Raw genomic sequence first — 19,397 nt, forward strand, 5'->3', positions numbered from 1 at the left:
CCAGCGGTTCCTGCCGACGGTGGCACGGTCCGGCCCTCCGGCGGGAGGGCCGGACCGTCCGTCTTCGCCCCGCGCAGCCCCCGTCCTCGGTTCCCCGTCAGCCGTCCCCGGTCGCCCGCAACAGCAGCAGCGCCACGTCGTCGATCCGTTCCTCCGCGGCCGCGTAGTGCCGCACGAGGTCGTCGGCCAGCTCGTCGAGGGGCTGGTCGCCGGTCAGCGCGAGGCGTTCGCCGAGGTCGGCCAGGGCGTCCTCGATGTCGACGCCGGGCGACTCGATCAGGCCGTCGGTGTAGAGGACGAGCACACAGCCGGGGGTGAAATCGACCTCCGTCGTCGGGTACCTGGCCGAGGCGTCGATACCGAGGAGCGGACCGCCGGCCAGGTCCAGGACCCGCACGCGCCCGTCCGGCCGGCGCAGCAGCGGCGGCGGATGCCCCGCCCGGGCCATCACGGCGCGACCCCGCCCCGGATCGAGCCGCAGGTACAGACAGCTGGCGAACAGGTCGGCGCCGAGGTCGATCAGCAGCCGGTTGGTGCTGCCCATGAGCTCCCCCGGCGACTGGCCGACGGTCGTGTACGCCCGTACGGCGGTACGGATCTGCCCCATCAGCCCGGCCGCGGTCACGTTGTGGCCCTGGACGTCCCCGATCACCGCCGCCGCCAGCGGCTGCGAAGGCACCAGGTCGTAGAAGTCGCCGCCGATCTCCATGCCGCGGGTGGCCGGCAGATAGCGCGCGGCCGCCACGATGCCGGGCAGCGACGGCAGCGAGTGCGGCAGCAGGGCCTCCTGCAGCCCGTGGGCGAGCTGCTGCTTGGCGTCGTACAGCAGCGCTCGCTCCAGGGCCTGCGCGATCAGCCCGCCCAGACTCGTCAGCACCGCCCGTTCGTCCGTGGGGAAGGGATGCGGCTCTGCGTAGGCGAGCACACAGGTGCCCACCGGCCGCCCGGAGGCGATCAGCGGCAGATAGGCCCAGGCCGCGAAGCCGTCGGGCGTGGAGTGCCGGACCGGATACAGGCGCTCGAGCTGCTCCCCGGAGTCGAAGAACGCGGGCACCCCGCTGCGCAGGGCGTGCGCGCCCGGCGTCGGCGCGGTCAGCGGGATGCCGTCGAAGCGCTCCACGATGTGCGGGTCCGGATACCCACGATGCCCCAGCACGTGCAGACGGCCCGCCCGCGAGCCGAGCAGCACCAGGGCCTGGCTGCCGACGGCCGGGGCGATCTCGTCCGCGACCAGTTGCACCACGTCCTGGACGCCCACTGCCTCGGTGAGCGCGCCGGCCAGGGTCAGCACCTGCGAGATGGTGACCAGACGTGACGCCGCGTCCCCCGGCTGCGGCCCGGACCGGCTCATGTCCGCCACCGCCCGCGCCTTGCTGATGCGCACGCTCAGCCCGGTCGTACTCGGATACAGGCGGAACGACAGCCAGGTCCCGGGCGGGCGCAGCGCCACGAACGAGGTGACGTGCTGGCTGATCAGCGCGGCCCGGTAGCGGTCCTCGTACACGGGGTCGTTGAGCCAGATGACCGTCGCCCACAGATGGGTGCCGAGCAGCGAGTCGACCGGGGTGCCGAGGAGCTCGGCCGCCGCCGCGTTGGCGAAGCTGATCCGCCCGTTCAGATCGAGCGAGCACAGCCCGTACGGCAGCCGCGCCACCATGCGCGCCGCCTCGACCGTGCCCAGCGTGCCGGTCACGCCTCCCGCGGGCGGCGCGGCCAGCAGATCGGGCTCCGAGCCCAGCGGGCGGTCCTGCCCGGCGGCGCGTTCCAGCCGCAGTGCGAGCCGGTCGCAGGCCGTGGTCAGGTGGTTCCGCTCCCGGTCGGACAGCTCCGGGGGATGCGAACCGGGCCAGGTCACGAACACCGCGCCGTACACGGTCGTCGCGGTCGCCACCGGCATCGCGGCCAGGGCGAAGGGGTAGGGCAGGACCACGGCGATCCGCGGATAGTGGCGCGCCATGTCCTCCTCGCCGCCGACCCAGATCAGCCGCCGCCGGCGCACCGCCTCGGCGACCGGGATCGGCGCGCTCAGTCCGACCCGCTCCCACGGTGCGGCGAACGCCCGCGGCAGGCCCGCCATCACCGCCATCTCCAGCACCGGCTCGTCGGGCGCGCGCAGGTACACCCCGCCGGAGTGCGCGTGGACGGCCTCCATCATCGCGGTCAGCGCGAGCGACAGCATCGGACGGCCGACCGGCGCCCTGGGGGCCGACGGCGCCTGCTCGGATGTCTGCCCGTCGGGCACGCCGACCACCTCCTCGCACGGCCGCGCGGGGTCCCGGATCAAATCTCTCTCCTGGCGGCCGGACGCGCACGGCGAACGGCGCCCGGCCACGCCCCCACGCCCGGGCAGCCGCGACACGAGACTCCAGCGGGCGACGGCCCGGACAGCCGCGGCTGTCATGAGATCACTGTGCGGAACGCATGCGTAAAGCGGAACGCATGCGTAAATACGTGTTCGGCGCCTTTCGAGCGTGCGCCGGCCGCGGCCTGCGCAGAACGGTCACAGGGGCTGCGCAGCGACCCCATAAGCGCTGTAATTACGGACGTGGTCAGTGAGGGCGCTGCGGGACGCAGAACGAGAACGCTGCGTGCCGAAGATGCCCTCAAATCGATCACGACCGATCTCGACTCACCCGAGCGGGCGCACCGCGCACTCGAACAGGCGCTCGTCTTTGCGGGAGCGGCGCTGGCCGCCGTCTACACGCCGGGCGACGGCGGCGAGCTGCTCTGCCTGGTGGAGTCGGCCGGTGTGCCGCGGACGCTGTACGGGCTGCGCGACAGCTACCCCGTCTCCGGTCGTTCCCCTGCGGCCGACGCCCACCGCACCGGGCGGCCGGTGTGGCTCGGCCCCGAGGAGCTCGCCGGGTACCCCGAGTCGAGGCGGACGCCGTCCCCGGACTTCTTCGTGGGGGCTCTGCCCGTGCCCGGGGACGGCGGCGGCTGCCTGCTGGCCGTGAGTCAGGGCCCCCGCGGCTTCGACACCGAGGACCGCGCATGCCTCGCACTGATCGCCGAGGCCGTCGCCGGCCCCGCGCCGCCCGGGGCTGCCGAGGGCGGAGAGCTGCCGTCCGACGCGTTCAGCCTCGCCATGGACACCGGCCGTGTGGAGGTCGGCGACGGGATCCTGGAGGTGTTCGGGCTGACCCGGGCGGAGTTCGACGGCAAGGTCGAGACCCTGCTGGGCCGCACCGTCCCGGAGGACCTGCCCTCGCTGATGTCCGTGGTGGAGGCCGACCACATGTCCATCGGCGACCGCGAGCTGGAGTTCCGGATCCTGCAGCCCGCCGGCCCGCCGAAGTGGCTCCGGCTGCGCGGCCGCCTGCTGCCCGGCGGCGAGGGCCATCCGATGCGGCTGGCGGGCACCGTCGAGGACGCCTCCACGCTGCGCCCCGACGTCACCGACGTGATCCGCGTCCAGCGCCTGGCCGCCGCGCTGGCCACCGCCGGCACCGTCCGCGACGTCAGCCAGGCCGTGGTCACCGCCCTGCGCAAGCCGCTGCGGGCCGACCGGATCGCGCTCGCCGAACTGGAGGGCGACCGGCTCGTCGTCACCGTCCTGGACCCGCCCGAACAGGAGGCCTGGCCCGAGTTGTGGCGCTTGGAGTGGCGCACCGAGTGGCCCGACGCGCCCCTGCGCGCCATGCCCACCCTCGCCGCCGCGCTGCGCGAGGGCCGCGCCCGGATCGGGCCCACCGGCACCGCTCTGGAACCCGCCCTCGCCGAGGTCGGCCCCGGCGGCCTGGCCGTCCTGCCGCTGCCCGCCGGGGGCCGGATGGCCGGCGCCTGCCTGATCGGCTGGGACGACCCGCACGAGTTCGGCCCCGACGAACGCGCCCTGCTCACCGCCTCCGCCGGCCTGGCCGGCCAGGCCCTGGTGCGCGCCCACGCCTTCGACGCCGAGCACGAACTGGTCGGCATGCTCCAGCGCCAGCTGCTGCCGCGCCGTCTGCCGAAACTGCCCGGCGCCATCGCCGTCGCCCGCTATCTGCCCACCACCGCCGGACTGGAGCTCGGCGGCGACTGGTACGACGTGATCCCGCTGCCCGACAACCATGTCGCCCTCGTCATCGGCGACGTCCAGGGCCACAACGCGAGCGCCGCCACCCTGATGGGCCAGATGCGCACGGCCCTGCGTGCGTACGCCGCCGAGGGGCACACCCCGGACGTGGTGGTCTCGCACGCCAACCGCCTCCTGATGGAGATGGAGACGGACCTCTTCGCGACCTGCTGCTACGTCGACGTCGACATGGAGGAGGGTTCCGCCTGGTGCGTGCGCGCCGGACACCTGCCGCCGGTGCTGCGTCACCCGGACGGCCGTACGGAGATCGCGGAGGCGGACGGCGGCCCGCCGCTCGGTGTGGTGGCCCAGGCCGACTTCCCGATGACCCCGCTGCGGCTGCAGCCCGGCACGCTGCTCGCCCTCACCACGGACGGCCTGGTCGAGTCCCCCGAGTCGGACATCGACACCGGCATGGACCGCTTCGCCCACGAACTTTCCGTCTCCGACCCCGCCCACCTCGGCCTCGTGGCCGACGCCCTGCTCGGCAACGCCCGCCGCATTGACGACGTCGCCCTGCTCCTCATGCGCTACGACGGCATGGCCGTACGTCCGCTGCGTGAGGGCTGGACGGTGTGGCGCGTCCCCGAGGCGGTCCGCCACGCCCGCCGCTTCACGCGGCGCACCATGCGCGCCTGGGGTGTCCCCGAGGGCAACCTGGACACCGTCCAGCTCGTCGTCTCCGAGCTCGTCACCAACGCCCTCGTCCACACCGACGGTCAGGTCCGCCTCGACCTCACCCTCGTCAACCATCGCCTGCGCGTCGCCGTCTTCGACGTGTCACCCCGTACGCCCGCGAAGCCCACCAGCATCGGCTGGGAGGCCACGGGCGGCCGCGGCATCCTGCTCGTCGAGGCCGTGTCGGACGCCTGGGGGACGGTGCCCGTCAGCGGGGGCAAGCAGGTGTGGAGCGAGATCGGACTGGCGGACTGAACAGCGGCGCTCAGGCCGGCTTCCTCAACAACTCCTCGGCGACCGGCCCGGAGGACGCCGGATGCCGGCCCGTGACCACGTTGCGGTCGACGACCACGTACGTCTCCTCGGCGTTGGTGAACCGACTCGCGGCGGCGAGGTGGGCGTGATCGGATGCCGGCCCCGCCGCTCGCGCCGTTCACCCGGTGCGTCAGCCGTGCGTCTTGGCCAGGAGTTCGAGGACCTCAGCCGTCGTGCCCGTCTCGCCGAGCCGCGGGAAGATCCGCTCGATGCTGCCGCGGTGGGCCTCGGCGTTCATGTCGCTCATCGCGTCGGTGACCAGGCTGACGTGGTAGCCGTGCTCGTGCGCGGCACGGGCGGTGGACTCGACGCCGATGCTGGTGGCGATGCCCGTCAGCACGATCTGGGTGACCCCGCGACGGCGCAGCTGGACGTCGAGGTCGGTGCCGTGGAAGGCGCCCCAGTTGTGCTTGGTGACGGTGATGTCGCCGGGGTGTCCGGCCAGTTCGGGGACGATGACGTCCCAGCCCTCCGGCCGGGCGCCGCCGGGGTGCGCGGCCTCGGTGCGGCCCGGGGCGGCGTCCGCGCCGTCGGCGGCGAAGGACACCCGGACCAGGACGACGGGCAGGCCGTGGGCGCGGAACGCGTCGGCGAGCTCCACGCTGCGGGCGACGACGTCGGCGCCGGAGTACGGCTGGGTGGGCGCGCCGGCGATGCCGGCCTGGAGGTCGATGACGACGAGGGCGGTGCGCGGGTCGAGGGCGGTGAGTGCCACGGGGTCAGGCCTTTCGAGTGTTTCGGGTATTTCGGGTGTTTTCGGTGATTTCGGTTCTTCGGGGGGTGAGTGTGCTCAAAGAGCGGTCGGCCAGGGTGGTCACCAGCAGCAGTACGGACCCGGCGAGCATGAAGAGGGCCAGGTCGTGCAGTCCGGCGGTGTCGGCGCGGTGGGCGAAGAAGCCCGCGTCGGCGGCGGATGCGCCCAGCGCGCCGAGGTACATGAAGGTGCGCAGCAGTCCGGCGGCGGAGGCGATCCGCGCGGGCTCGGCCTGCCGGTACAGGGCGGTCTGGTTGGCGAGTCCGATCAGGCCCTGCGGTATGCCCATCACGGCGCCCGCCACGAGCAGGACCCACACTGCGCTGCCGGCGCCCACCAGGAGCAGCGTCACACACCCGGTGATCTGCACGAGCGAGCCCACGACCAGCTTGCTCCGTACGGCCTCGCGGCGCCCCGTCAGGGTGGACACGGCGAGCGCGCTCGCCGACAGCGGCAGCAGCACGAGCCCGGCGGTGGACGCGTCCAGGCCGCGGCCCTCCTCCAGCCACTGGGTGAAGCCGTACAGGTAGGCGTAGGACGTCGTGTAGCCGAGGGACTGGCGCAGGTACGTGACGACCAGTGGCACGTTGCCGCCGAGGACGCGTAGGTCGACGAACGGCTCCGGCACCCGCAGTTCGCGTACCGCGAAGGCGACGGCGGCGACGGCGCAGAGCATCGGCAGGTACCAGCGGTCGAGCCGCGGGCCCATCAGGAACAACATCAGCGCGACCAGCGTGACGGCGAACAGGGCCATGCCGGGCAGGTCGACGTCGCGCCGGTTGCCGCTCGGCCGCTGCGTCCGCGGCAGCCGCAGCGCACCGAGGACCAGACAGGCCACCGACAGGGGCACGTTGACGGTGAACACGGCCCGCCAGCCGCCCACACCGATCAGGAACCCGCCGAGGGCCGGACCGACGACAGCGACCGTCTGGTTGGCGACGGCCAGCGCGGTCAGCACCCCGGCCGGGCTGTCCCGCCCGGTGCGCTCGGCCTCGCGGCGCGTCAGCTGCATGGCCGCCGGATACGCGGCCGACGTCCCGAACCCCAGCAGCACCCGGGCGGCGATCAGCGCGCCCAGCGACGGCGCGAGGGCGCCGAGGAGACCGGCGGTCCCGACCAGCGCCGTACCCAGGAGATAGAGGCGGCGGGGTCCGAACATGTCGACCAGCCGTCCGACGACCGGCTGCCCGACAGCCGTGGCCAGATAGAGCGCCGACACGAGCCACACCGTCCGCGACGGCGGCGCCCCGAAGGCGCTCCCGATCGGCACCAGCGCGACGGCGATCATCGAGGAGTTGATCGGGTTCAGTACGGAACCCAGGACCATCGGCGCGATGAGGCGACGGTTGAAGGCGGTGGGGGAGGGGCGGGCAGCTCTCGTCGCGCCGCGCCGGGTGAGCTTCGGCATCACGGCTGGGTCAGCCGGTCCATCAGGGCGAACGCCGCCAGAACCGTCCGGCGCTCGTCCTCCGTGAACCGGTCCTCGAACGCGCGGGCCAGCCACTCGGCCCGGACCTGCCGGTTGCCCTCGACGCGCTCGCGGCCCGTGTCGGTCAGCGTGACCAGCTGGCGGCGGCCGTCGTCGGGGTCGGGGTTGCGCCGGATCAGACCGTGCCGGTCGAGGGCGGCGAGCGTGGTGGCCATCGACTGCGGCCGGACGCCCTCGGCGGACGCCAGGGCGCTCGCCGTGGCGGCTCCGTGCTTGCCGACCAGGGTGAGCGCCGACTCCTGGGAGGGCGTGAGCTCCTCGTCGTCGGCGACCTCCCTGATCCGCCGGCGCAGCCGACTGAACACGACCCGCAGATCGCGGGCCGCGCGGGCGGCGGACTCGGAGACGCCGTCGGGAGGCTCGAGGGCCTCGGCGGGTTGCTGCTCCATGCGGCCACCCTAAAATCGTCAGGTAAGACTGTCCAGTTTGAGCTGAACAGCTTTACCTGTAGATCACCTGGGGGGTGGTCGCCTTTACCTGTAGATCACCTGAGGAGTGGTCGCCGTACGCTGCACCCGTGCGCCTGCTCCTGACCTCCGACACCCACCTCCCCAAGCGCGCCAGGGAGCTGCCCGCGCAGCTCCTCGCGGAACTCCCGCGCGCCGACGTCGTGTTCCACGCCGGGGACTGGGTCGACACAGCCACCCTCGACCTGCTGGAGAGCCGCTGCCGAGACCTCATCGGCGTGTACGGCAACAACGACGGCCCGGACCTGCGCGCCCGGCTCCCCGAGGTGGCGTACGCCGAACTCGGCGGCCTGCGCTTCGGCGCCGTCCACGAGACCGGCCCCGCCCAGGGCCGGGAGGCACGGTGCGCCGCCCGCTTCCCCGACCTCGACGTCCTGGTCTTCGGCCACAGCCACATCCCCTGGGACACCACCACCCCTACGGGACTGCGCCTGCTCAACCCCGGCTCCCCGACCGACCGCCGCCGCCAGCCGCACTGCACCTACATGACCGCCACCGTGGCCGACGGCCGCCTCACGGATGTGGTCCTGCACCGGCTGCCACCGCGCTGACCCCGTTTGGGCACCGCGACGGCGGGGCACCCGGCCTGCCCGACGCGACCATCCCCTGGGAGCGAGTCATGCAGCACGACGCATTTATCGGCCAGGTGCAGGCCCGGGCCCGGCTGGACAGCCGTGGAGCCGCCGAACGGGCCACCCGGGCCAGCCTGGAGACCCTGGCGGAGCGGGTGCCGCCCACCGTGGCCGACAAGGCGGCCTCCCAGTTGCCCCACGAGATCGGCGAGCATCTGCGCCGGGTGGCCCACGCCCCCGACGAACCCGCCAACGGCCACCACATGAACCAGCACGCCTTCTTCACCCGAGTCGCGAAGCGGGCCGGCACGACGTATCCGAAGGCGGTCCACGAGGCCCGGTGCGTGATCGAGGTCGCCGAGGAGGCCACCGCGGGAGCCCTGGGCCGCAAGATCCGTCCGTCCCTGGACCACGAGCTCGGCAAGACCCTCTTCGCGGGGAGCAGCGGCCGGGCCTGAGCACTCGCGCCCCGGCGCGGCGCCTGACAGCGCCGTACGCCCTCACAGTGACACGGGTGGGTGGACGGCTCCCGCCGTCGTCGTCAGCGGAGCGCCGCTGCCGCCCCAGCGCACCGAGACGATCTCGGCGGCGACGGACACCGCCACCTCCTCGGGCGTACGGGCCCCGAGGTCGAGCCCGACGGGCGAGCGCAGCCGGGACAGTTCGCGCTCCGTGAGGCCCGCCTCGACGAGCCGCTTCATCCGGTCGTCGTGCGTACGGCGGCTGCCCATCGCCCCGATGTACGCGGCCGGCCGGCGCAGCGCCTCCTCCAGCAGCGGTACGTCGAACTTCGGGTCGTGGGTCAGGACGCAGATCACCGTGCGCTCGTCGGTGTCGGTGCCCCGCAGATAGCGGTGCGGCCAGTCCACGACCACCTCGACGCCCGCGGGGAAGCGCCTGGGTGTGGCGAAGGCGGGGCGGGCGTCGCACACCGTGACCCGGTAGCCGAGGAAGTCGCCGATACGGGCGACGGCCGCCGCGTAGTCGATCGCGCCAAAGACCAGCATGCGCGGCGGCGGCGCGAAGGAGTGCAGGAACACGGAGACGGCGTCCTCGCGCCGCTCCCCGCGCGGCCCGTAGTGCCGTACGCCGGTGGCGCCGAGCGCGAGTTCGCCGCGCGCGTCGGCGGTGATCGCCACGTCCAGGCCCGGCGTGCCCAGCGTGCCGGAGACGCGGTCCGGCCAGACGGCGAGGGTGGCCCCGCGCGGTGCGGGTCCGTCGGTCACCGTCGCCACGGTCACCGGGCGTCCCGCTGCGACGGACTCGGCGACCTCGCCGAAGGCCGGGTCGAGCGCGCGGGAGACGGGCCGCACCAGCACGGTGATCTCACCGCCGCAGGTCAGCCCGACCGCGAACGCGTCCTCGTCGCTGTAGCCGAAGGTCTCCAGCCGTGCCTTCCCGCTCGCCACGACCTCCTGGGCGAGTTCGAACACCGCGCTCTCCACACAGCCCCCCGACACACTGCCCACGATCTCGTCGTCCGGCCCGACGGCCATGGCGGCGCCCGGATCGCGCGGCGCGCTGCGGCTGACCGCGACCACGGTGGCGAGACCGAACGGCGCACCGGCCGTGTACCAGCCGTTCAGCACCGGGAGAATGTCACGCATCGTCGGCTCCTCTCACCGCCGCCGCAAGCGTCGCACCCGTCTGGCGGGCGCTTTCGAATCGCCACGCTCCCCTTGTCGAGCGTTAATCCGTTGCCGTGCCGCCCGCCGGTCTGCTGCACTGCGAGGGACCCGTCACCGGAAGATCCAGGAGCAGCAATGCGCGCACCGTTCATGTCCATCCCGGAAGGAATGACCCACTCTTCAAAGGACATGACGCCTCGTGCACTTGCTCAATCTCGGCATTCTCGCGCACGTCGACGCGGGTAAGACCAGTCTGACCGAACGACTGCTGCACACGGTCGGGGTCATCGACGAGATCGGCAGCGTCGACGCCGGCAGCACACAGACCGACACGCTCGCGCTGGAGCGGCAGCGCGGCATCACCATCAAGTCCGCCGTCGTCTCCTTCCCGGTCGACGACGTGACCGTCAACCTCATCGACACTCCCGGCCACCCCGACTTCATCGCCGAGGTGGAACGGGTGCTCGGCGTCCTCGACGGCGCCGTGCTCGTCGTCTCGGCCGTCGAGGGCGTCCAGGCGCAGACGCGCGTGCTGATGCGGACCCTGCGCCGGCTGCGCATCCCCACGCTGGTGTTCGTCAACAAGATCGACCGACGTGGGGCCCGCGACACGGACGTCGTACGAGCCCTGTCCGAACGCCTCTCGGCAGCGGTCGTACCGATGGGACGCACCACCGGGCTCGGCACCCGCGAGGCCGGCTTCACGCCCGGCCTCGACCCGGGTGCGCTCGACGTCCTCGCCGACCACGACGACGCCCTGCTCTCCGCGTACATCGAGGACGCCGTCGGTCACGACCTCCTGCGCGCGGCCCTTGTCGCCCAGACCCGGCAGGCCCACGTACACCCGGTGTACTTCGGCTCGGCCATGACCGGAGCGGGCGTGCCCGCGCTGATCTCCGGCATCAGGGAACTGCTGCCCGCCGCCGACGGGGACCCCGACGGGCCCGTCTCCGGCACCGTCTTCAAGGTCGAGCGGGGCCCGGCGGGGGAGAAGATCGCCTACGCGCGGATGTTCTCCGGCACGCTGCGCACCCGCGACCGGATCGCCTTCGGCGAAGACGGCCGGGAGGACACGGTCACCGGCATCAGCGTCTTCGACCGCGGCACGCACTCCCGGGACGACGCCGTCGCCGCGGGCCGGATCGCCCGGCTGTGGGGCCTCGCCGACATCAGGATCGGCGACCCGATCGGCGTACCCCGCAAGCCGTACGGGCACTTCTTCGCCCCGCCCACCCTCGAAACCGTCGTCGTCCCGGGGCGGGGCACGGACACCAGGGCCCTGCACGTCGCGCTCACCCAGCTCGCCGAGCAGGACCCGCTGATCGACCTGCGGTACGACGAGGTGCGCCGGGAGATCTCCGTGTCCCTGTACGGAGAGGTGCAGAAGGAGGTCGTCCAGGCGACCCTCGCCGACGAGTACGGACTCGACGTCGCCTTCCGCGAGACGACCCCCCTGTGCGTCGAGCGGCCGGCCGGTACGGGCGAGGCCGTCGAGTTCAACAAGTAGGACGCCAACCCGTTCCTCGCGACCGTCGGCCTGCGCGTCGACCCGGCCCCCGTCGGCGCGGGCGTCGCCTTCGGGCTGGAGGTGGAGCTGGGCGCGATGCCGTACGCCTTCTTCAAGGCGGTCGAGGACACGGTGCGCGAGACGCTCGGCCAGGGTCTGCATGGCTGGCAGGTCACCGACTGCACCGTCACCATGACCCACTCCGGCTATTCGCCCCGGCAGAGCCACGCCCACCAGGGCTTCGACAAGAGTATGTCGAGCACCGGCGCGGACTTCCGCGGACTGACCCCGCTGGTCCTGATCGAGGCGCTGCGGCGGGCGGGCACGCACGTGTACGAGCCGATGCACCGCTTCCGCCTCAAGGCACCGGTGGACACCCTGGGCGCGCTGCTGCCGGTGCTGGCCGCGCTGCGGGCCGTACCGCAGACGACCGACACCCGGGGCGGCTCGTGCGTCCTGGAGGGTGCGGTGCCGGCCGCCCAGGTGCACGGTCTGGAGCAGCGGCTGCCGGGGCTGACGCGCGGCGAGGGCGAGCTGGAGAGCGCCTTCGATCACTACGCGCCGGTCGCGCGCGGCGCGGTCCCCGAGCGGACGCGCACCGACCACAACCCGCTGAACCGGAAGGAGTACCTGTTGAACGTGACGCGGAGAGTCGGCGGATGAGGCCTTCGTGGTGGCCGAGAGTGAACTTACTCCAGAGTCAGAGGTGTTGACTGTGTCCTGAAATCATCGGACTGTAGTGGACATGCCGAATATCCGGGCACGTCTGCTCGTTGTTCTGGTTGTCCTCTGCGGATTCCTGACGGTGGCGGGCTCCCCGTCCGCCACCGCCGCCACCGTCCCCGACTCCCTCTGGTTCGACGGCACCTCACTGACCGTGTCGAACGGCCGGTTCACCGACAGCCTGGGCCGCGAGGTCGTACTGCGCGGCTACAACGTCTCCGGCGAGACCAAACTGGAGGAGAACGGCGGCCTCCCCTTCGCCTCGGTCGCCGACGCGAAGAAGTCGGCGACCGCGCTGCGCGCCCTCGGCGGCGGCAACTCGGTCCGCTTCCTGCTCTCCTGGGCCCACGCCGAACCGGCCCGCGGCCAGGTGGACACCGCGTACCTGGCCGCCGCCACCGACCAGATGCGCGCCTTCCTCGACGCCGGCATCCGCGTCTACCCCGACTTCCACCAGGACCTCTACTCCCGCTACCTCTTCGACGACGACAGCTGGTACACGGGCGACGGCGCTCCCAAGTGGGCAGTGGACGCGGGCACTTACCCGGACGAATCCTGCGGGATCTGCCTCTTCTGGGGCCAGAACATCACCCAGAACGGCGCGGTCAAGGCCGCGTCCTACGACTTCTGGCACAACACCTACGGCCTTCAGGACGCCTTCCTCACTACTGCCCAGCAGACGATGACGTACGTCAGACAGCACCTCTCCGCCGAGGAGTTCGCGGGCGTCGTCGGCTTCGACCCCTACAACGAGCCGTACGCGGGCACGTACGACTCGGGCCAGACCAGCCGCACCTGGGAGAAGAACGTCCTCTGGCCGTTCTACGTGAAGTTCCGCGCCGGTATGGACGCGGCCGGCTGGCAGGGCAAGCCCGCTTTCGTCGAGCCCAACCTCTTCTGGAACGCCAACATCGACTCCCAGAAGCAGGAGGGCGGCCTGCTGGACGCGGGCACGCTCGGCTCCCGGTATGTCTTCAACACCCACTTCTACGATCAGAAGGCCATCTCCGGGATCCTGATGTGGGGCAAGGCGGGGGACGGCCAGTACGCGACCGACTTCGGGACGATCCGTGACCGCGCCTCGGCCGCCGGGACGACGGCCGTGGTCAGCGAGTTCGGCCACCCGCTGTCGGGGACGGTGTCGGACAAGGCACCGACGGTCCTGAAGGCGATGTACCAGGCCCTCGACTCCCGCCTCCCGGGCGCCAGTTGGTGGTCGAGCCCGGCGACGTCCGGTCCGGTCCTCTCCGGCTCCCAGTGGCAGTGGGACATCTACAACGGTCGCCACCACGAGCTGATGAACGGCAACCCCGACAAGGTGCTCACCTCCGGCGACGCCTGGAACGACGAGGACCTGTCCGCCGTACGCATGGACGACTCGGGCACCGTGACACTACGTCAGGACGCCCGGCTCCTGGACCGCATCTACCCGAGCGCCACATCCGGTTCCACGGTCGCCTTCACCTACGAGGACCGCTCCCGCGACGGCTCGACGACGCTGACCTGGAACCCGGTGCCGAGTTCGCTGCCGAACGTGGCGCAACTGGTGGGCTCCGGGCAGTACGGGCTTCTGGTGTGGCGCTCCAAGGGCAGTTCCGCGCCGACCGAACTGCACCTCCCGGCGTCGTTCCCGACCGCGTCGACGACGGTGGTCTCCGACCTAGGCGCGGTATACGCCCCGCCCGCGTACACGCAGACCACCCCCGTCGCCGTGGCCGCCGAGCCCGGCGGCACCGCAAGCCGCCGCCTCCTGCTCACCGCGTCGGACACGGGCGTCCTGCACTACGCCCTCGTGACCAACGGGGCGACATCCCCGTCCACGACCCTGCTGACCGCGGCCCGCACCGAACTCACGGCGTGGGCGGCGCGGACGGTCGGCTAGGACGCGACTCCAGGAACAGTTTCGGGCCCGCCGCGCTGCGGCACGGCGGACCCGGGACGGAACGGGCGGGACCTTTCGACGGCGGTGGAGGGCCGGCTCAGCTGCTCGGTGAGGTCCAGTCGGCGCCCACGTGCCCGAGCCGCACGCGCTGCGGGTGGTCGCCGACCGGTACCGACACCGTCTTCTGGCCCGTGGCGAAGTCGATGGCCGTGACCTGGTCGGCGCCGCTCTCGGAGATGACGCAGTCCTTGCCGTCGCCGCTGACCGTGGCCCAGTAGGGCTTGGACGCGGTGACGAGCGGGCCCTCCTGGAGAGTGGTGCGGTCGACGACCGTCGCGTAGTCGTCCATCGTGCCCGCGACGCAGAGCTTGGCGCCGTCCGGGCTCATCGAAATGCCGTGGTGGCGCGAGTCGTTGACCCAGGTGGTGCGGTCCTCGCTGGTCGCGGGGTTCTTCGGCAGGGTCTTCGTGCGGGTGATCCGGTCCGTGGCGACGTCGTACTCGAAGAAGCCGTTGAAGAACGAGACCTGGAAGTACAGCTTGGACTCGTCGGGGGAGAAGACGGCGGGGCGGACCGCGTCCGAGTAGTTCGTCAGGCCGATCGCGTCCAGCCGCTGCCGCACGTCGATGACCTTGACCTGCTTGTACGTCGTCGCGTCCACGACCGTGATGTGGCGGTCGCCCTTCGTCCAGTCCCAGGCCGGGTCGTCGAGTGCGGTGTTGACGTCGCCGATGGCCATGTTCCAGATGTACTTGCCGTCCTTGGTGAAGATGTTCTCGTGCGGCTTGTCGCCCGTGGCGAACGAGCCGAGCTGTTTGCCGGTGTTGATGTCCAGGACGTGCACGGTGTTGGAGATCGAGGCGGACACCGCGACGCGGGTGCCGTCGGGGGAGACGGCCATGTGGTCGGAGCGGTAACCGGACACCGGGAATCGCCAGTTGATGTTGCCGGTGGCGAGGTCGATGGAGACGACGTCGGCGAAGCTGGGACGGGAAACGACGACCGACTTCCCGTCCGGCGTGGTGTACATGTCGTCGACGAACTGGTCGTGGCCCTCGCCGACGCCGTTGCGGATCGCCGTGAAGTAGATCCACTTGATGGGATCGGCGTTGATCTCCGCCATCCTGGCGTCCTTGTCCGGGATGACGTTGATCCGGCCGATCTTCGCGAAGTCGCCGGTGGACTTGATGACGTCCGCGGTGCCGTCCCAGTTGTTGCCGACGAACAGCACCTCGCGCAGGGCGGCGGCGGAGTTGTCGGCGGTGGCGGCGGTCGCTGGAGCGGTGACGGTCAGGACGAGGGCGGCGGCTACGGAGCAAAGGTGCCGAGGTCTGAGGACCGGCATGACTGCTCTCTCCTCTGTGGGGGAATCTGGAACCAGATCTGAAAACGGACACGTTCAGATTTGACTTACTGGAAAGTAAGGAAGAGGTGCCGTTGGCCACAAGACTGCGTACACGACAAAATTGACCGGGGTTCGACGAAGGAGGCTCAGTGGCGGGCAGGCTCAAGGCGCCGACCGGCCGTTACGGAGGCAGGTCCGCCGAGGAACGGCAGGCCGAGCGCCGTCGCAGATTCCTGGACGCCGCGCTCCAGCTGTTCGGCGGCACCCCCGGCTACCGGGCCACGACCGTGGCGGCGCTCAGCGAGGCCGCCGGGCTGTCCACCCGCCAGTTCTACGAGGAGTTCCGTACACTCGAGGACGTCCTGGCCGCGCTGCACCTCCAGGTCAACGGCTGGGCGGAGGAAGCGGTCCTGACCGCCGTCGCCGGAGCCGAGGACCGCCCGCTCGCCGAACGCGTCACCGTGATCTTCCGCGCCTACGCCGCGAACGTCACCGCCGACCCACGCCGCATCCGCATCACCTTCGTCGAGATCATCGGCGTCAGCGCCCGCCTGGAGGAACAGCGTCTGGCCCGCCGGGCCCGCTGGGTCGACCTCATCTGCGCCGAGGCGACGGCCGCCGCGGCACGCGGAGAGGCGGCCCCCCGCGACTACCGGCTCGCCGCGACGGCCTTCATCGGCAGCGTCAACGGACTGCTGCACGACTGGAGCGCGGGATGGGTGGAGGCGACCCTGGACGAGGTGGTCGACGAGCTGGTCCGGCAGTTGCTGGGGATCCTCAGGTCAGTGGGGTGGAGCCCGGCACGTTGACCTTCGCGCGTGCACCTGTATGAGGAACTGACGTCGGCAGAGCGTGCGTCGTGGGACGCGTTCTCGAGGCCGCCCCAGCCCCGCTGGATCACCCCGCGCAGCCCAGCCCGGCGCAGCGCGCGCACGACCTCGGTGCTCAGTCGGCCGGGGTCGGGGACGGTGGCGCTGCCCAGGCCGACGAAGACCGGCGGCGGCCCCGCGTCCAGGAAGTCCCGTAGTTTCGACGGGAGTTGGTCCTGGGGGTCGTACGGCCACCAGTAACCGGTCACGGTGAGACCCGGGCGCCAGTCGCGCGGGCGGGGTACCACCAGCGGGCTGAAGCCGTGCAACACCGGCCAGCCCTGCCGCTCCCGGGCCCGCAGCGCGGCGGGCGGCGGGCAGCCCCAGCCGGGTACGTACGGCGGGCACCGTGGCCGCGAAGACCCGCTCGACGGCCGCGGTGACACCGTGCCCGGCGAGCCGATTTCCGATGGGGCCCCAGGAGTCGCCGCCGAGCACCGTGGGCGCGAACTCCCGTGTCGGGGCCAGTGGTTGCAGGTACACGCCCACGCTCGGCAGCGACAGTCCCTCGGCGAGGGCGTGGCCGAGCGGTGCCAGCGAACTGGACAGCAGGAGTACGTCGCTCGTCCGGGCGGCCGACGCCAGGTCGTCGGTCATCGCCCCGACCAGCGCCCGCGCCATCCGGGCCACCCGCACCAGCTTGCCCATGCCCGTCGCACTGCGGTGCAGCCCCCGGCCGCGCGCGGACTCCAACTCCGCCCGGGGGTCCACGGGAAGGGCGTGGAACCCGAGCCCCGAGCCTGCCACCAGCGGCTCGAAGCAACCGTGCGTGACCAGGGTGACCTGGTGCCCGGCACGCATCAGCCCGTGCCCCAGCCCGGTGTAGGGGGCCACGTCGCCCTGGGGGACCCCGCTGTCATGATCGCCACTCGCACGACGGCCAGTATGGGGCCTGGAGGGCCTATGGGTCCGCTACGCGCCGGTGGCACGAACGTCCCGTGTACAACGGCGACTTCACGCCTGTCACACCCGTTGACTTCGACCTCTCGCGGCTCTACGTTCGGCGCGCCAATATGTTCGGACCCCCGATCCTTGTTCGATATTTCGAAGGGCTGGACCCCCTCCCGGCCGAAGGAGCCGCATGTATCCCCCACCGCGATCGAGTCGCGTACGGCGTTGCAGGGACGCCGTCGTACGCGCCCTCGTCCTGGCGCTGACCGTGACCGCCGCACTCCTGTTCGCCCAGCCCGGCACCGCCCAGGCCGCGACGACCCGTCAGATACCGGTCGCCACCGCCCCGATGGGCTGGGCCTCCTGGAACAGCTTCGCCGCCAAGATCGACTACAGCGTGATCAAGCAGCAGGTCGACGCGTTCGTCGCGGCCGGCCTCCCGGCAGCCGGGTACAAGTACATCAACATCGACGAGGGCTGGTGGCAGGGCACCCGTGACAGCGCCGGCAACATCACCGTCGACGAGACGGAGTGGCCCGGCGGCATGAGCGCCATCGCCGACTACATCCACAGCAAGGGCCTCAAGGCCGGCATCTACACCGACGCCGGCAAGGACGGCTGCGGCTACTACTACCCGACCGGCCGCCCCGCCGCGCCCGGCAGCGGCAGCGAGGGCCACTACGACCAGGACATGCTCCAGTTCTCGCAGTGGGGCTTCGACTTCGTGAAGGTCGACTGGTGCGGCGGCAACGCCGAGGGGCTCGACGCGGCGACGACGTACAAGTCGATCAGCGACGCGGTCACCCAGGCCACCGCCACCACGGGGCGCCCGCTCACCCTCTCCATCTGCAACTGGGGCAACGAGAACCCCTGGAACTGGGCGCCCGGCCAGGCCCCGATGTGGCGCACCAGTACCGACATCATCTACTACGGCAACAAGCCGTCCATGACGAACCTGTTGTCCAACTTCGACCAGACCCTGCACCCCACCGCCCAGCACACCGGCTACTACAACGACCCGGACATGCTGATGGTCGGCATGGACGGTTTCACCGCCGCCCAGAACCGCACCCACATGAACCTGTGGGCGATCTCCGGCGCGCCCCTCCTCGCCGGCAACGACCTGACGACGATGACGTCCGAGACCGCCGCCATCCTCAAGAACCCCGAGGTCATCGCCGTGGACCAGGACGCGCGCGGCCTCCAGGGCGTCAAGGTCGCCGAGGACACCACCGGACTCCAGGTGTACGGCAAGGTCCTGTCCGGGACCGGCAAACGTGCCGTCGTCCTGCTCAACCGCACCTCCGCCGCACAGAACATCACCGTCCGCTGGTCCGACCTGGGCCTCACCAATGCCTCCGCGACCGTCCGAGATCTGTGGGCCCAGAGCAACGTGGGCACATACGGCACGGGCTACACCACCAGCGTCCCGGCCGGCGGCTCGGTGATGCTCACCGTCACCGGCGGTACCGAGGCGGCGAGCAGCACGTACACCGGCAGCTCCAGCTTCACCGGCGTGAGCGCGGCGAGCACCGGGCTGAACGTCGTCGACGTCGCCTACACCAACACCGCCTCCACCGCCCGTACCGCGACCCTCCAGGTCAACGGCCAGACGGCGACGGCGGTCTCCTTCCCGCCGACAGGCTCCGCGCAGGGCACGGTCTCCGTCGCGGTGTCCCTGTCCAAGGGCTCCTCGAACACGCTCTCCTTCGCCAACGCCCCCACGCTCGCCGACCTCACGGTCCGCCCCCTGCCGGGCACGAACGGCGCCCTCGCCGTCGGCAAGCAGTCCGGCCGCTGCCTCGACGTCTACAACAACACGATCACCAACGGCACCCAGGCCGAGCTGTGGTCCTGCAACGGCGGCCAGAACCAGGCCTGGACGTACACCTCCCGCAAGGAGCTCGTCCTGTACGGCAACAAGTGCCTGGACGCCTACAACCTCGGCACCACCAACGGCACCAAGGTCGTCATCTGGGACTGCAACGGCCAGAACAACCAGAAGTGGAACGTCAACAGCGACGGCACCCTCACCAACGTCAACGCGGGCCTCTGCCTCGACGCCTACGGCGCGGGCACGGCCAACGGCACCCAGATGGTGCTGTGGTCCTGCACCGGCGGCACCAACCAGCAGTGGACCCTGACCTAAGCGCTCCGCTGGAAGCGCGATGACGAACCCGTGGGCCGGTGGGGGCTGGTCGCGCGCACGCGGCGTAGCCG

Annotated in this window: 12 protein-coding genes and 2 pseudogenes; 7 read left to right on the forward strand and 7 right to left on the reverse strand. The window is 71.7% G+C overall.

The window, feature by feature from the left end; translation table 11 throughout:
* Positions 1-97: 97 nt before the first annotated feature.
* Complete coding sequence (locus ABT114_RS02875; protein ID WP_351138202.1) at positions 98-2,251, reverse strand: SpoIIE family protein phosphatase; 2,154 nt, start codon at positions 2,249-2,251, stop codon at positions 98-100.
* Between the two features lie 294 nt (positions 2,252-2,545).
* On the opposite strand from ABT114_RS02875, the gene ABT114_RS02880 reads away from it, so the two are divergent.
* On the forward strand, positions 2,546-4,990 hold the full coding sequence (locus tag ABT114_RS02880) for a SpoIIE family protein phosphatase (RefSeq protein WP_351137834.1): 2,445 nt from the start codon (positions 2,546-2,548) through the stop codon (positions 4,988-4,990).
* 190 nt (positions 4,991-5,180) lie between these two features.
* On the opposite strand, the gene ABT114_RS02885 is transcribed toward ABT114_RS02880, so the two are convergent.
* Genes ABT114_RS02885 through ABT114_RS02895 form a run of 3 tightly spaced genes read right to left on the reverse strand, consistent with a single transcriptional unit; the run spans position 5,181 to position 7,682 of the window.
* Positions 5,181-5,765, reverse strand: coding sequence for a hydrolase (locus ABT114_RS02885; RefSeq protein WP_351137837.1), 585 nt, complete (start codon positions 5,763-5,765; stop codon positions 5,181-5,183).
* 4 nt (positions 5,766-5,769) lie between these two features.
* A complete protein-coding gene (locus ABT114_RS02890) occupies positions 5,770-7,215 on the reverse strand; it encodes an MFS transporter (RefSeq protein WP_502987035.1) in 1,446 nt (481 codons plus the stop codon).
* On the reverse strand, positions 7,212-7,682 hold the full coding sequence (locus ABT114_RS02895) for a MarR family winged helix-turn-helix transcriptional regulator (RefSeq protein ID WP_351137843.1): 471 nt from the start codon (positions 7,680-7,682) through the stop codon (positions 7,212-7,214). The genes ABT114_RS02890 and ABT114_RS02895 overlap by 4 nt, the downstream gene beginning before the upstream one ends.
* Positions 7,683-7,810: 128 nt before the next feature.
* Here ABT114_RS02895 and ABT114_RS02900 point away from each other — a divergent pair, with 128 nt between their 5' ends.
* The gene (locus tag ABT114_RS02900) at positions 7,811-8,311 is read left to right on the forward strand and encodes a metallophosphoesterase family protein (protein ID WP_351137845.1); all 501 of its coding nucleotides are present in this window, start codon (positions 7,811-7,813) and stop codon (positions 8,309-8,311) included.
* 68 nt (positions 8,312-8,379) lie between these two features.
* A complete protein-coding gene (locus ABT114_RS02905) occupies positions 8,380-8,790 on the forward strand; it encodes a DUF2267 domain-containing protein (RefSeq protein WP_351137848.1) in 411 nt (136 codons plus the stop codon).
* A 42-nt stretch (positions 8,791-8,832) separates the two neighbouring features.
* Here the strand turns inward: ABT114_RS02905 and ABT114_RS02910 are convergent, their stop codons facing one another.
* Positions 8,833-9,939: an XdhC family protein gene (locus tag ABT114_RS02910; protein WP_351137850.1), complete on the reverse strand. Its 1,107-nt coding sequence runs from the start codon at positions 9,937-9,939 to the stop codon at positions 8,833-8,835.
* Between the two features lie 220 nt (positions 9,940-10,159).
* On the opposite strand from ABT114_RS02910, the pseudogene ABT114_RS02915 reads away from it, so the two are divergent.
* Both ABT114_RS02915 and ABT114_RS02920 read left to right on the forward strand, forming a co-directional pair.
* Positions 10,160-12,130, forward strand: a pseudogene (locus tag ABT114_RS02915) (GTP-binding protein).
* An 82-nt stretch (positions 12,131-12,212) separates the two neighbouring features.
* Positions 12,213-14,072 carry a cellulase family glycosylhydrolase gene (locus ABT114_RS02920; protein ID WP_351137852.1) on the forward strand — a complete coding sequence of 620 codons (1,860 nt, stop codon included), beginning with the start codon at positions 12,213-12,215 and terminating at the stop codon, positions 14,070-14,072.
* A gap of 97 nt (positions 14,073-14,169) precedes the next feature.
* On the opposite strand, the gene ABT114_RS02925 is transcribed toward ABT114_RS02920, so the two are convergent.
* Positions 14,170-15,417, reverse strand: a complete 1,248-nt coding sequence (locus tag ABT114_RS02925; protein WP_351137854.1) for a YncE family protein — start codon at positions 15,415-15,417, stop codon at positions 14,170-14,172.
* A gap of 149 nt (positions 15,418-15,566) precedes the next feature.
* Between ABT114_RS02925 and ABT114_RS02930 the strand changes: the two genes are divergently transcribed.
* Entirely contained in the window at positions 15,567-16,226 is a 660-nt protein-coding gene (locus tag ABT114_RS02930; RefSeq protein WP_351137856.1) for a TetR/AcrR family transcriptional regulator, read from the forward strand.
* Positions 16,227-16,264: 38 nt separating this feature from the next.
* Here the strand turns inward: ABT114_RS02930 and ABT114_RS02935 are convergent.
* Positions 16,265-17,146: pseudogene (locus ABT114_RS02935) on the reverse strand (glycosyltransferase); the annotation flags it as partial.
* 221 nt (positions 17,147-17,367) lie between these two features.
* On the opposite strand from ABT114_RS02935, the gene ABT114_RS02940 reads away from it, so the two are divergent.
* Positions 17,368-19,326, forward strand: coding sequence for an RICIN domain-containing protein (locus ABT114_RS02940; RefSeq protein WP_351137858.1), 1,959 nt, complete (start codon positions 17,368-17,370; stop codon positions 19,324-19,326).
* Positions 19,327-19,397 lie beyond the last annotated feature (71 nt).

This window comes from Streptomyces sp. NPDC002088, assembly GCF_040296605.1.
GTDB lineage: Bacteria > Actinomycetota > Actinomycetes > Streptomycetales > Streptomycetaceae > Streptomyces.

Bases quoted from the DNA above. Each gene is read 5' to 3' on its own strand.
- ABT114_RS02895 (WP_351137843.1), bottom strand. From the start codon at position 7,682: ATGGAGCAGCAACCCGCCGAGGCCCTCGAGCCTCCCGACGGCGTCTCC.
- ABT114_RS02905 (WP_351137848.1), top strand. From the start codon at position 8,380: ATGCAGCACGACGCATTTATCGGCCAGGTGCAGGCCCGGGCCCGGCTG.
- ABT114_RS02910 (WP_351137850.1), bottom strand. From the start codon at position 9,939: ATGCGTGACATTCTCCCGGTGCTGAACGGCTGGTACACGGCCGGTGCG.
- ABT114_RS02920 (WP_351137852.1), top strand. From the start codon at position 12,213: ATGCCGAATATCCGGGCACGTCTGCTCGTTGTTCTGGTTGTCCTCTGC.
- ABT114_RS02925 (WP_351137854.1), bottom strand. From the start codon at position 15,417: ATGCCGGTCCTCAGACCTCGGCACCTTTGCTCCGTAGCCGCCGCCCTC.
- ABT114_RS02940 (WP_351137858.1), top strand. From the start codon at position 17,368: ATGTATCCCCCACCGCGATCGAGTCGCGTACGGCGTTGCAGGGACGCC.